This window comes from Desulfoscipio gibsoniae DSM 7213 (assembly GCF_000233715.2).
GTDB lineage: Bacteria > Bacillota > Desulfotomaculia > Desulfotomaculales > Desulfallaceae > Sporotomaculum > Sporotomaculum gibsoniae.
The window spans coordinates 2,518,041-2,530,540 of the sequence record NC_021184.1; the positions used below are offsets into that span (position 1 = coordinate 2,518,041).

The 12,500-nt window shown below is 39.1% G+C and carries 11 protein-coding genes and 2 pseudogenes; 7 read left to right on the forward strand and 6 right to left on the reverse strand.

All coding sequences use genetic code 11. The annotated features are described in order from the left end of the window. The first annotated feature begins 368 nt into the window (after positions 1 to 368). A complete protein-coding gene (locus tag DESGI_RS23830) occupies positions 369 to 2,189 on the forward strand; it encodes a PAS domain-containing protein (RefSeq protein ID WP_006524755.1) in 1,821 nt (606 codons plus the stop codon). A gap of 485 nt (positions 2,190 to 2,674) precedes the next feature. Here DESGI_RS23830 and DESGI_RS23835 read toward each other — a convergent pair. After that, positions 2,675 to 2,812 (reverse strand): annotated as a pseudogene (locus tag DESGI_RS23835) (phosphoribosylglycinamide synthetase C domain-containing protein); the annotation flags it as partial. Positions 2,813 to 3,131: 319 nt separating this feature from the next. Between DESGI_RS23835 and DESGI_RS23840 the strand changes: the two are divergent. After that, positions 3,132 to 4,152, forward strand: a pseudogene (locus tag DESGI_RS23840) (transposase); the annotation flags it as partial. A 96-nt stretch (positions 4,153 to 4,248) separates the two neighbouring features. Here DESGI_RS23840 and DESGI_RS11840 read toward each other — a convergent pair. The 5 genes from DESGI_RS11840 to DESGI_RS11855 form a co-directional block, all read right to left on the reverse strand. Beyond that, positions 4,249 to 4,947, reverse strand: a complete 699-nt coding sequence (locus tag DESGI_RS11840; protein WP_006524752.1) for a LytR/AlgR family response regulator transcription factor — start codon at positions 4,945 to 4,947, stop codon at positions 4,249 to 4,251. Positions 4,948 to 5,035: 88 nt separating this feature from the next. Then, the gene (locus tag DESGI_RS26090; protein WP_006524751.1) at positions 5,036 to 5,158 is read right to left on the reverse strand and encodes a cyclic lactone autoinducer peptide; all 123 of its coding nucleotides are present in this window, start codon (positions 5,156 to 5,158) and stop codon (positions 5,036 to 5,038) included. Positions 5,159 to 5,181: 23 nt separating this feature from the next. Then, on the reverse strand, positions 5,182 to 5,784 hold the full coding sequence (locus DESGI_RS11845) for an accessory gene regulator ArgB-like protein (RefSeq protein WP_006524750.1): 603 nt from the start codon (positions 5,782 to 5,784) through the stop codon (positions 5,182 to 5,184). Positions 5,785 to 5,800: 16 nt separating this feature from the next. After that, entirely contained in the window at positions 5,801 to 6,637 is an 837-nt protein-coding gene (locus DESGI_RS11850) for a sensor histidine kinase (protein ID WP_006524749.1), read from the reverse strand. Between the two features lie 13 nt (positions 6,638 to 6,650). Beyond that, positions 6,651 to 7,118 (reverse strand): hypothetical protein, encoded by a 468-nt coding sequence (locus DESGI_RS11855; protein WP_006524748.1) that lies wholly within the window; start codon positions 7,116 to 7,118, stop codon positions 6,651 to 6,653. Positions 7,119 to 7,714: 596 nt separating this feature from the next. Here DESGI_RS11855 and istA point away from each other — a divergent pair. From istA to DESGI_RS11885, 5 genes are all read left to right on the forward strand, one after another. Continuing rightward, the gene (gene istA / locus DESGI_RS11860) at positions 7,715 to 9,235 is read left to right on the forward strand and encodes an IS21 family transposase (protein WP_083940014.1); all 1,521 of its coding nucleotides are present in this window, start codon (positions 7,715 to 7,717) and stop codon (positions 9,233 to 9,235) included. After that, on the forward strand, positions 9,228 to 9,995 hold the full coding sequence (gene istB, locus DESGI_RS11865; RefSeq protein ID WP_015617973.1) for an IS21-like element helper ATPase IstB: 768 nt from the start codon (positions 9,228 to 9,230) through the stop codon (positions 9,993 to 9,995). Before istA ends, istB begins: the two co-directional genes overlap by 8 nt. A 1-nt stretch (position 9,996) precedes the next feature. Then, the gene (locus tag DESGI_RS11870) at positions 9,997 to 10,383 is read left to right on the forward strand and encodes a hypothetical protein (protein WP_006524343.1); all 387 of its coding nucleotides are present in this window, start codon (positions 9,997 to 9,999) and stop codon (positions 10,381 to 10,383) included. A 776-nt stretch (positions 10,384 to 11,159) separates the two neighbouring features. Then, positions 11,160 to 11,669 carry a hypothetical protein gene (locus tag DESGI_RS11880; protein ID WP_006521627.1) on the forward strand — a complete coding sequence of 170 codons (510 nt, stop codon included), beginning with the start codon at positions 11,160 to 11,162 and terminating at the stop codon, positions 11,667 to 11,669. A 19-nt stretch (positions 11,670 to 11,688) separates the two neighbouring features. Next, the gene (locus DESGI_RS11885; RefSeq protein ID WP_006521628.1) at positions 11,689 to 12,474 is read left to right on the forward strand and encodes a LolA-like protein; all 786 of its coding nucleotides are present in this window, start codon (positions 11,689 to 11,691) and stop codon (positions 12,472 to 12,474) included. The last annotated feature ends 26 nt before the right edge of the window (positions 12,475 to 12,500 follow it).

Genomic DNA, 12,500 nt, shown 5'->3' on the forward strand with positions numbered 1-12,500 from the left:
TTTGCCGCTCAGATACCTCATATTTTTTTGCAAGATCCTTAACAGTTACACCACCATACGGCGTTTTTTTATTTATGTAATCAAAAATCATATTTAGTCTTAGGGCTTTTGAAGCATCCTTATTTAGGCCTTGTGCCCATAATTAAAACCCCCCGGGAAACTCTTACAATATGGACATTTGTATATTATGAAAATTTCGCCAGGATTTTAGCAAATACCTGCCAGATGTATCTTTCAATACTTAGCGTTATTTCGACAAATAATTATATACCTAAAATAGTTATTCTATAATACACTTATAAAAAAGTAAATTAAATTTTAAGCAAAACCAAAATAAAAGTTCCAAAGTTTCGGGGGTATGACTTATCATGACAACTACAAAAGCATCAATGGATAAAATTTTGGAATTAGCATTTGATCACACTATCTCTCCTATGGCTATATTAGATAAAAACTTTAATTTTATAAAGGTGAACGAAGCTTATACTAAAGCCGATAATCGTGAAGTATCAGAATTTTCCGGACGCAACCACTTTGATTTATACCCGTCTGATTGTATATCAATATTTGAAGAGGCTATAAAAACTAAAAAGGTATATCAAGCTTTTGCAAAACCTTTTGTATACGAAAAAAACCCAGAACGTGGAGTTACATATTGGGATTGGACACTAGTACCGATCATAGGCGATACGGATGAAGTAGAATATCTTATTTTAACCCTTAAAGACGTAACAGCCAGTGAACGAGCAAAGATAGAAATAGAAAACTTCTTGGAACTCTCCAATGATTTAATGTGCATAACAGATTGTGAGCCCAGCTTCAAGCGTACTAACCCAGCCTTTATGCAAATACTTGGATACACAAAAGAAGATCTCATTAATAAAAAAATTATAGATTTTGTCCATCATAATGATAAAGAGAAATTAATTTTGGCTAAAAAAGAAGCCATTGCCACCGGTAAGCTAGTAGCAAATTTAATAGTTAAAATCCGTTGCAGGAATGGAACATATAAATGGATTGAGTGGTCATGTGTACCTGAAATAGGACTAAATAATTTCTACTGTATTGGGAGAGATATAACTGAACATGAAAAAAATCAAGAAAATTTGCTATTAATGAAAGAACGTTTTTCAAAAGCTTTCAATGCCAGCCCAAGCCTTATGATAATATATGAATTTAAAACCGGGAGAATCATTGACGCTAATAAAAGTTTTTTACAAACAACTGGTTATAAGCTAGATGAGGTTTTAGGACATACGTCACTAGAATTAAAGCTATGGCCAAAAACCAAACAAAGAGAATTAATTAGATCAAAGATATTAAAAAAGGGGCATGTAAACAATCACGAAATAAAGTTCTACTCAAAATCGGGTGCTATTCATATAGGGCTTTATTCGGCAGAGCTATTGAAGATAAATAACAAGACATACGCTTTAGCGTCAATAAATGATATTACAGAAGTCAAAAAAGTAGAAAAAGAAATGGCTAAACTGGACCGGTTAAATCTCGTTGGACAAATGGCAGCAGGTATTGGCCATGAAGTAAGGAACCCAATGACAACAGTGCGTGGTTTCCTACAACTCATTTCTTCTAAAAAAGAAAGCACTAAATATAAAAATTACTATGATTTAATGATTGACGAATTGGATAGAGCTAATTCTATAATTACTGAGTTTTTATCTCTTGCCAAGCATAAGCCTGATAATCTGCAAAATAATAATCTTAATAAAATTATAAAAAATATTTACCCGCTAATTGAAGCTGAAGCTAGACGTCAAGACAAATTTTTTTCTTTAGATTTAGATGAAATCCCGGAAGCTTTATTAAATGAAAATGAGATTCGGCAGTTAGTCTTAAACCTTGTCCATAATGGCCTTGAGGCTATGTCTACTGGTGGAAAACTCACAATTAAAACAAGCATAGACTTGAACGAAGTCGTTTTATCCGTTAGTGACGAAGGACCTGGGATAGATCCCGAAGTCCTAGAAAAAATCGGTACGCCTTTTTTTACAACTAAATGTAATGGAACAGGTCTAGGGCTGGCAGTTTGTTATAGTATTGTAAAAAGACATAACGCTATTGTAAATATTACTACCAGTCCTAAAGGAACCACTTTTCATGTGCGGTTCCGGAACCCTTTAGTCTGCAGTTCAAATTATGAAAGGATAAGCCATATTCAAGAAGGTTGATCATTGCAATACATAAACCTAACCGAGCCCACCCTTCAAATATTGCCAATAAAAAACGGTGAAGCTGGGTAATTAATTGCTATTGCTTGCGCAACATAACTTCCCATTGAATGACCAACAACAAACTGATTCCAAATGATACAAAAGAGATAATCGCTGGGGGCTCTGAAGGCGTAACTGAGGCTTCTCCTCAGCTTTTTAAGCAAGATAGCGTGTGGAACCGCCTTATTAGATATTTATCATATACTTTTTAGAACAGTTTAATCTCATTAGGTCGGTGTTATGAATGGGCCATGCCCGCGTATAGATAACACAGCCTTCATTTTTTAATGAAAGCTGTGCTCGAGAAGTTTTTGAAAGAGCCAAAGGCCCTTCCAAAAACTCTCTAAAGAGAACAGTCCGCGCGTCCGAGATAAGTTAAGATAACCGCGTTGGCTGGCAGTACCCTCAAATATTTTTACTAATCTTAAATTAGCTCAGGTTAACTACTTATTGATAGCCTTTTTACCTATATCCTTGCGATAATGCATGCCGCTAAACTTCACCCGAGATACGCCTTGATAAGCGAGTTCAATGGCCTCGGGGATACCCACAGCCCGCGCGGTTATGCCCAGCACCCGGCCACCCGCGGTAAAGCCGGATTTTACTGTTCTGCTTTCGGGCTATTAGGGCCCAAAAGCCGGCAAAAATCGTCAGGGTTATTAAACCCTAACGCTAGTATTAGCTTTTCATACTCTAAATAACTCCCTTTCTGTAACAGATAGTATCTCACATTCATTTTCTTTAATTAAAACCATATCTTCCAATTTTACGGCACCATGTTCTGGATGTGTCAAATGAATTTCAATAGTTACTACATAATCACTTCTTAATACAAAGTCCGACTTTTCAAATAATATAGGTGGCTCGTTAGTGGAAGAACCCGACAACCTAGAAAGGAAAGCTTCTTCCTTTGAGGTATATCCGGCAAACAAAGGCAAACTCATCCTGGACGCCACCTGCGCCCCGGCAGATATACGCTACCCCACAGACCTATCCTTGCTTAACGAAGCCAGGGAGAAGTTAGATGACATTATCGACATAGTGCATAAGACCCTTGGTAAGCCAGGTAAAAGACCGCGCACTTATCGTTAGATAGCCCGTAAAGCATATCTCAGCGTTGTTCACAACAAGAAACCTGTTAAAGAAAGCTATCCGTAAAGCCGTCGGTAAGCAGCTGCGCTATGTAAGTCGTAACCTGCATGCTATAGACCGCCTGCTTGCTATAGCCGGTGATAATCATGGCCTGGGTCGGAAACATTAGGAAACATTGTGCACCATACGTATGGTCTACGAACAGCAACTCTACATGTATACCCACCGTACCCACAAGATAAATGACCGTATTATCAGCATCAGCCAGCTGCATGTGCGTCCCATTGTTCGGGGTAAAGTCACTGCCGATACCGAGTTCGGTGCCAAAGTCGCCATCAGCATTGTAGACGGCTACGCCTATGTGGAAACGCTGAGTTGGGACGCCTTCAATGAAGGGATAACCTTAAAAGAATCGGTGGAATATTACCGCCAAAAGTACGGGTGCTACCCTGAAGCTGTTCTGGCCGACAAGATCTACCGAAATAGAGAAAACCTGCGCTACTGCGAACAATATAGTATACGACTTAGTGGGCTAAGGCTAGGGAGACCACTTGTTGATAAAGTGCTACAGAAAGAACAGAAACGTTTGGAACGGCAGGACGCTAGCGAACGTAATGCTGTAGAAGGAAAATTCGGCGAAGCCAAGCGACGCTATGGTTTGGCTCGTATTATGGCGCGTTTGAAAGAGACCGCCGAAAGCGTAATCTGTCTACAGTTCCTGGTGATGAACTTGGAGCATAGACTCCGTGTTCTTTTGTTCTATTTTCTGCGATATCTATTTCGGAGTAATCTGGCATTCGGGAGACCATCATTATGGTGTTTTAGTTGAAATTAGGATCGGTTCAGCAAGCCCTAATTATGGTTGCGTAAAGGTTTCAGTAGTTAAGCAACCACCCAATAAAAACGGCAGGTATAGTACTTCTAATTATTCCATATTAATTGCCAATTTTACCATTGGTGCATATTTTCGGCTTATAAAGACCTCTTTTGAAGTGCCTTCGAGTTTAACTAGGTAAGTCTTATTACCCCATGGCAATATTTTCTTAATCTTATTTATATTTACAAGGAAACTCTTATGTATACGTACAAATCCGGATTTACCCAGTTTGAATTCCAGGCTGTTTAAGCTAATGTTCGAATTATAAATGTTATTATTTGTATAAATAGTAACCTTTTTTAATCCTTTCTGCTTCTCAATTAGAAGTATTTCATCTGTATCTAAAAAAATAATTTCACTACCTACCTTTATCGGTAACATATCTTTCTTTTTCGGCATGCACAATTGTCGAAGGCGTTTCAGGGTCAACTGGAACCGTTCTTCATCAATTGGCTTCAATACATAATCAACTGAACCTATTTCAAACGCCTCTACTGCATGATCGTGGTGGGCGGTAATAAAAACAATCTTAATGTTCTGGTCAATAGCCTTACTAACCTCAACACCCGAAACACTGGGCATTTGTATATCTAAAAAAACCACGTCAGGTTTTAGTATATTAATCTGTTTTATGGCAGTATCACCATCATATGCCTCACCAATAACTGTGAACCCAGTTTCATATGACAGTAATTTTTTTAAATAACTTAGTTCGATTGGGTTATCTTCTGCAATTAAAACCCTCATAATAACACTCCCACTAGCTAAAGGGGACCTGATGGTCCCCTTTAGTCTAACTTAAAAAACAATTAGAATAAGTAAAACTAATTTGGGTCTATCTTAGTAATTCCGGCGGAGATTTAGGTTGATAAATCGTTGACCAACTGGTCGGGTAAATTCCAATATAAGCTACGACACTGGCTGCACAGACTATCATACTCAATATAAATTTTTTCATTTGTCTTAAAAGCCTCCTTTCTTTTAAATAATTTGGTCGACCAACTTAAAAAACTTGGCGCCACTTTTAGTAACCGAAAACACCTGGAACAATATCCCCAACCCTGAAGCTACATAAATCTTATCCTCAAAGTGCCAGTAAACTGAAATAAGCATGTATAGACCGACTACCAAGCAGGATGCAATTTTAAGGCATAGTCTCCTTTTAGGATTGATAATCGGCTTTTCTTGTACGTCTACCGGAGCTTTGGTTATCACCACTAAAAACGAAAATACTAGTATGCCCCAATATATTTCCTGGTATGTGTATGGTAGCGCATAAGAACTGATATATATAGCGATAAAGGCAATCGCCAGGTAAGATGTCACCGAAACAATTAAACATCTGTAGAACTTAGAACAATGAACCCCTCCAGCGACTATGCGCAAAATGGCAAAGCTAAAGTAAGCAACCATAAATTCTACTAAAACCCCTAACATCCAAGGCACAATAATAAAAACAGTAAATTTTATTAAGGCACCTATTATCACCTCAATACCGTAAGATACGATAGCCATTGTTTTATCGTCCAGGTCCAACTCTTTACCAATGTAGCCAGCCACTTTTACAGACCATGAGTTTATCAAAATTTTGTCACCTGCTCTATTTAGGGATAGTTACGTTGAATGCTTTAATGCCGGGGTCATATACTATATCCCCTCTGTATTCTTTAAGAGTTTGTTTAACTAGCGCTAAACCGTAACCACGGTTTTCTCCCTTAGTTGAAAAGCCGCTATCAAATATCCGATGGGTAATTTCCTGACTAATCGGTGGGGCCGAGTCTATAACCAAAAAGCTATAGTAGTTTTTGGTTTGGTGAATTTCAAAGCGTATTTCTTTTTTTTCGATAACATCTGTCGCTTTTATAGCTTCCGTAGCATTATCAATCAGGTTGCCGAAAATGGTGGTGATCGACATTGGTTTTAAAATAAAATGTTCAAGTCGGCTGTTTACCTCAATGATTAAGTCAATACCCTGCATAAAAAGATCTTGTTTTTTGTTTTGTAATAAGGTTCTGAGGTATGGGTTATTAATAGTCAGCAACTGGCTGTTAAAACGGTAGTCGGCACCCATGCTTTTTAGATAGTTAGCGGCTTCCTCATTATTACCGACTGCAATGAGACCATATATGGCCTGGAGATGGTTGATAAAATCATGTCTTTCACTGCGCATGGTTCTCATTGCCTCTTCAACCGAATAAAGGCTTATTTTGTGTAACTGGGCCTCACGCTGTAAACTCTCTATCCTGGACATCCATAAATAAAAAAGCAGGGCTATGACAAAATTGATTACCGTTACCAGCGGAAATAATAATTCGTTTATACTGTGCTGAGTACTATAATAACTTGACGTCCTGGCTCCTACTAATATTAGTAGGTTAAAAGCCAATAAACTCACGGTAAGCTTATGAATGTTATTGTTGGATTCAAAATAGACCATCTTTCCCTCACTATTAACAGACTGTTGTTTGATTGGTTAAATATTTTTTCTTAATAAAGAAAGTTAAAACCGCCCAAACGAATAGGTGTGGCCAACCTATGAGCGTTTTATCCAAAGGAGATAACGCTATAACATCTTTCACACTAAAGTGTAGATAGTACTGGATAAAGTTAAGAATAGTGTTTTCTAAGGCCACAAGTGTGCCAAGGCTTAAGAGAGCAGAAAGTAAGCTTTGTTTAATACTTAATCCTAAAACCGTATAAAACAAGATAAATACTACTAAAAAACCAATTATCGTGTGAACACCATAGGGTAAAGGCAATAATCTAGCAATATATGAACTCAGCACAGAGCAGACGGTTGCTAACACAATTGGGGCGGGTTTTATAACCTTTTTATAAATAACCAATCCAAATGAAAAAATGAGAAAGCTTTCTGGTAAAGAATAAAACAATAGTGTTATTAATGGTACTTTATCCATTGATACACCCCTTTTCTTTTTAATTACTATATTTGACACGGATTTCCTTTTTTCTTTAGGTGTATTTTATGGCTATAAAAGGGCATCTTGGGGTGGTTTCTAGTAATTGGTTATATTTTATCAGTTATAGATATGTCTGTAATTGGAAAACTTCAAAATGAGTTAGCCAAAATCGTGGAAAATTAAAGCACTCTTCAAGTCAAAACTACCAAGTTTGAGTAGGCCGCTCCGGAAAAGGGATAAAGGGATCATTAAAAACGTGCGCCTCCTGGCATTAATTAATCCAGGGGGGTTCTTTATGACCCGTTTACCAAGGTTTTATCACGAAGAAATTACTAAAGGTAATTTTTTTTAAATACCGTTTTTAAAAAGAGCTTTTTTAAACAATCTGCTAACTCTATAACCGCTTATCGGCTGGTGGTCGGGTGTTAAGGATGTTTGTTGTAAGATAAAAATACCGAAAGTTGCAAGTTAAAAATCCATAATGTTGCAATTGGAAATTCCATAGTAATGCAAAAATCCATTGCAGGCATAAACCATAACCAATATCCTTGTATTTGACCAAAGAATGCAAGGAGGAGAGGAGCATGCTTACAATGGACAAGATACATGATATCAGATTCCGTTTCTTCGTGAAAGGAGAAAACATTTCCCAAATCGCAGATGCATTGCATTTGGATTGGAAGACGGTACAGAAGTATGTCGACATGGCGGACTTCAACAAACCGGCTCCCAAACCGGCTTCGGAACAGCGTTTCTGTCCCAAGTTGGATCCCTACAAGCCGACTATTGATAAATGGCTTGAAGAGGACAAACAGGCACCCCGTAAACAGCGGCATACCGCCAAGAGGGTATTTAACCGTCTTAGGAAGGAATCCCCCGGGTTTAACTGTTCATACAGGACGGTTGCTTCCTACTATGCTGTAAAACACAAGGAACTTTTTAACGGTGCCAAGGGCGGATTCCTTCCACTGGAACACCGTCCAGGTGAGGCGCAAGTTGATTTCGGCACAGCCGATTTTTATGAAAATGGCACACGGCTAACCGGAAAATATCTTGAAGTGTCATTCCCATACAGCAACAAAGGCTACTTGCAACTGTTCTATGGTGAAAACATGGAATGCCTTCTGGAAGGACTTGACGCCATCTTTCGGCACATTGGTGTTGTACCCGACGAATTGTGGTTTGATAACACCAAAACCATCATAACAAAAGTAATTCGGGGTGGCGGACGTGAGACCACCGAACGGTTTGATCGTTTCCGGGAACACTACATTTTTCAAGCCGTATTTATGAACCCCGGTGAAGGCCATGAAAAAGGCAATGTCGAAAACAAAGTCGGTTACCAGAGGCGTAACTTTCTTGTCCCCATGCCGCACTTTCTTGCGCTTTCCGATTTCAACCGGCAGCTTCTCGACATGTGCGAGGAAGATGCCAACAGGGAGCATTACCGCCGCAATGAGACCATTGAGGAATTGTTTGCGGAAGACTTAAAACACTGCCATCCTCTTCCTGAAATCGAGTTCGACCTAAGTGGCAAAGGTAATGCTACCACCAACAACTGGGGCAAATTTTATCTGAACAAAGGGATGCACGAATACTCGGTTTCACCGAAATATGCAAATACAGTGGTTAAACTGAAACTGACATCATCGCTTGTCATCGTCATGGACGAGAACTACCGTGAAATCGTAAGACACCGTCGCCTTTACGGCGATACCAAAAAGCAGAGCATGGACTGGCTTCCATATCTCAGGCAGCTTTCCATACGTCCACGCGCATTGAAATATTCGGGTATCTATGACATGATGCCGCCTGCAATGAAACAATTCCTTGAGGGCTGCTCCAATACGGAAACAGGAAAGGTTCTTAAAGTTCTGGCAGAACTCACGGACAGAACAGGCTTTGACAGTGCGCTCAGTACCGTCAATCAGGCACTCTGTTACGGCGCATCTGATGCGGATAGCCTTAAGAACCTCTACCGGCGTATTTACGCTGATGTGCCGGAACTTCCGCCGATGCCGCTCAATTCGGAAATACCGGATGTCGGTCAGATGACAACCAACCTTATCGCTTACGATACCTTCCTGAAGAAGGGGGGTGCCGCAAATGCCTGAAGAAGAAATCATTGGCTGCTGCAAAAAACTGAAGCTGAGCCGCAATCTGGCCGATATGTCACAGACAACGGAGGGCGAATCACATCAGGAATACTTATATAAACTACTGTCTGCAGAACTGAAAAACCGTGAACAGGGTCGTACAGCCAAATTGATTAACAGTGCTGGTTTCTACAGCATCAAAACATTTGACGGATTTCGTTTTGATGAAATCACGCTCCCTTCCGACCTGGCACCGGAAAGCCTAAAGTCCCTTGATTTCATCAAGGAAAAGAAAAATGTCATCATGTACGGCAGGACAGGTACCGGGAAAACCATGCTTTCCACTGCGCTTGGCGTGAGCGCTTGCCAGAAAGGAATTCCCGTCAAATTCTACCGCACTGCAGCACTGGTCAACCAGCTTTCGGAAGCCAAGAAGGCCGGCACACTGGGGACGCTGTTGAAAAAACTGAATAAAGCATCTGTCATTATACTGGACGAGTGGGGCTACGTACCATACGACCGTACCGGTGCCCAGTTGCTCTTTGACTATCTCTCCGAGATACATGAGCACAAGTCCATCATACTGAACACGAACCTGGAGTTTTCCAGGTGGGTCAATGTACTCTATGATGAGCAGATGACTGTCGCCCTTGTAGGCAGACTCATGCACCACTGCTATCTTCTCCTGTTTCCGGGAGAGAACAACCGGTTAAGGGAGTCCAGTATCAATGATCTTTACCGCTCAATAGCGTCAACAGATAAGAAGGAGGGTCACTGATATGACCATAAACAAACCAATTATCAGAGAACTTGAACATACATACAGGAGGTCTTTTCCCAATGACCTTAAGCGGTATCTGCTCGTGAAATATGCAGAAGAGCCATTTCCGTATGAATTCACCGAACAGGATCTTTATGCTAACATCCGGCGGGATATTCGTGATTATGAGGCCGGGGAACTGGATGTCACAGTAAAAAGCCCGTCCGAACGCTGGCAGGAAGAGCGTGAGCACCTTAAGAATCTGTATATTGAAAAATCCTGCGAGGCACGTGATCTTAAGGAATATGTTGCCGAATTGGAACAAATGCTTTCAGATCACGGTCTGGAATCTTCCAGAATGGCAGAACGGCGGATTGAATACTTAACCGAATCACTGTCTTTTTAATTAATTCAGGTAACAAATGCCTGCAAGTCTTCTCTTTCCCTGTAGAACATGGCGGGGAAAGAGAACTTGCAACATTGTGGAAAATGGAGATGCAATACTATGGAAAAATTACTTGCAACTTTCTCCAAAAAGCTCTTGCAAAAAACAGACCGGGGTAGCCCATATAAGAGCAAATCTTTAAAAAGAGCGGCTACCATTCTGGGCTGTAATATAATACACACTGCCAAAAGTGATACCCCAGTCAAGGGCAAAGTAAAAGGGGCTGCGCCTTTTCTGGGAACGCTTGGAAAGTGAATTGGCTTTGTACAAGCCAGCAGTTACCATCAGCCAAGCTAATGAATACCTGGCCGGCCCTAATTGGCCTATCAGTACATTCTTGAAATAGTTTTAATTAAACTAGTAAATTTTTTCATCTTTCGTATTTAGTTATAATATCTATATTTTATTTTATCAAAATATTTAACTCTCCTGTTGTATGACATTACTCAACTCTCTTATGTACTTAATCAGTATGGTAAGGGTAATTTAAAGTTCCGATTTGCGCTTTATAAGTACAGAAAGGTGTATGTTGGGAAAACTGGGTAGAATTGATGGTAATAATATACTAAAATTTAAATCAGTAAAGTGGTTCATGCAAATTTAATAACAAGGAGGTAGATAGAGAAAAACGAAGTCTATTAAGGGAGGAATTTAATGTTGATGGTTCAAGCAAAGCCTTATGTCTTCTAACTCGGCAAATGCTGAGAGTCTATTACTATTTTGTGGAGGGTGATGAGATGGTAAAATATTTAAAAAAATACTTAGTCGCTTTTTTGTTTTTAACAAGCTTTTTATTAGGTAGTACTGTAGCATATGCCTCAATATCCTTTATAGTTCATAACGGGGAGGTTGATCAAGGTTGGCAAGGAGTTGGTAGATTTTATACAACATCTGGGTCCGGTCATGGTTATGACGGTACAAGTTATTGGAATTATTCATCAAGTGGAAGTAGTTCTAACTATGGCTATGGTTTATGGGAATGTCCGGTAGCTAATGATACATTAGCCACCTATGTATTTGTTCCAGATTATTATACAACTGCTTCATCAGTAAAATATACGATTCTTCACGAAGGAAGAGCAACTACTATCAATATTTCTAGTTATAACAATAGAGTTAATGAGTTTGTATACATGGGTAGTTTTCAAGATACTTCAAGTTCTTCGCTTATAGTTCAAATGGATTCTAGATATCAATTAAGTGACGGTGAGTATATTGATTGGGACGAGGTTAAATTTACAGCTTAAGACGGAGGAGGTTAAAAATATGAAAAAAATTAAATTTTTGGCCACTTGTTTTACGATATTTTTAGCATTTGTTGGCGGTTATTTTCTAACTAATAAAGTCTTTACAACTGCTCAAGCAGGAGAAGAAAAAGAACCGCCAACTCATAGAATACATTCACTTGATGAAATGATAAAAGACCCCATTTTAGCTAACGCCATGCATACTAACGATAATTATAAATTCTTATACGGAAAAGTGAGGCAAAAAGGGGATAAAGGTGAGTCTTTTGCCGAAGTATGGATAAACCAAAACGGTGACGGGAAGTATAAGGTTATTTGGTACCGTGATGTAAACGACTCCGAAAACGTTTATGAATCTACAAACAGAGGTGACAAAGTAAAAACCACTTTAAAAAAGCATGGTAAAGTAGAAATTACGGATTCTTTGAAAAAAATGAAATTACCTACACCGGAAAAGCGGCTACAAAACGCTGTTTATCCTAATTGGAATGGAACTTTTACAGGAACAATCGTTGATAGCCTTATCCACCCAGAATCTGATATTCAATCACTATTCTTGCGGTCAAAAGTTTCTAATGATGGAGTTGTGGAAATATTAGGCCGTAAGGTTACAAAGTTTATTGTAGACCCTCAATATAAGAAAGATAAGGTTGATACCGGGCACTATGAATACTATTTCGATAATGAAACTGGAATTCTTTTAAAGATAATAAGTTATGATGGAAATGAAGTTAAGGAAGAAACCTGTTTTGAGGAGCTAGAGTTCAAAGTAATTAACGATAATAAGTTTGATTTTAAATTGTAAAATTATAAAAGCGTAAAATAAGCCCA

Bases quoted from the DNA above. Each gene is read 5' to 3' on its own strand.
- istA (WP_083940014.1), top strand. From the start codon at position 7,715: ATGGACAAGATACATGATATCAGATTCCGTTTCTTCGTGAAAGGAGAA.
- DESGI_RS11840 (WP_006524752.1), bottom strand. From the start codon at position 4,947: ATGAGGGTTTTAATTGCAGAAGATAACCCAATCGAACTAAGTTATTTA.
- istB (WP_015617973.1), top strand. From the start codon at position 9,228: ATGCCTGAAGAAGAAATCATTGGCTGCTGCAAAAAACTGAAGCTGAGC.
- DESGI_RS23830 (WP_006524755.1), top strand. From the start codon at position 369: ATGACAACTACAAAAGCATCAATGGATAAAATTTTGGAATTAGCATTT.
- DESGI_RS11880 (WP_006521627.1), top strand. From the start codon at position 11,160: ATGGTAAAATATTTAAAAAAATACTTAGTCGCTTTTTTGTTTTTAACA.
- DESGI_RS11855 (WP_006524748.1), bottom strand. From the start codon at position 7,118: ATGGATAAAGTACCATTAATAACACTATTGTTTTATTCTTTACCAGAA.
- DESGI_RS11885 (WP_006521628.1), top strand. From the start codon at position 11,689: ATGAAAAAAATTAAATTTTTGGCCACTTGTTTTACGATATTTTTAGCA.
- DESGI_RS11850 (WP_006524749.1), bottom strand. From the start codon at position 6,637: ATGGTCTATTTTGAATCCAACAATAACATTCATAAGCTTACCGTGAGT.
- DESGI_RS26090 (WP_006524751.1), bottom strand. From the start codon at position 5,158: ATGAAAAAATTTATATTGAGTATGATAGTCTGTGCAGCCAGTGTCGTA.
- DESGI_RS11870 (WP_006524343.1), top strand. From the start codon at position 9,997: ATGACCATAAACAAACCAATTATCAGAGAACTTGAACATACATACAGG.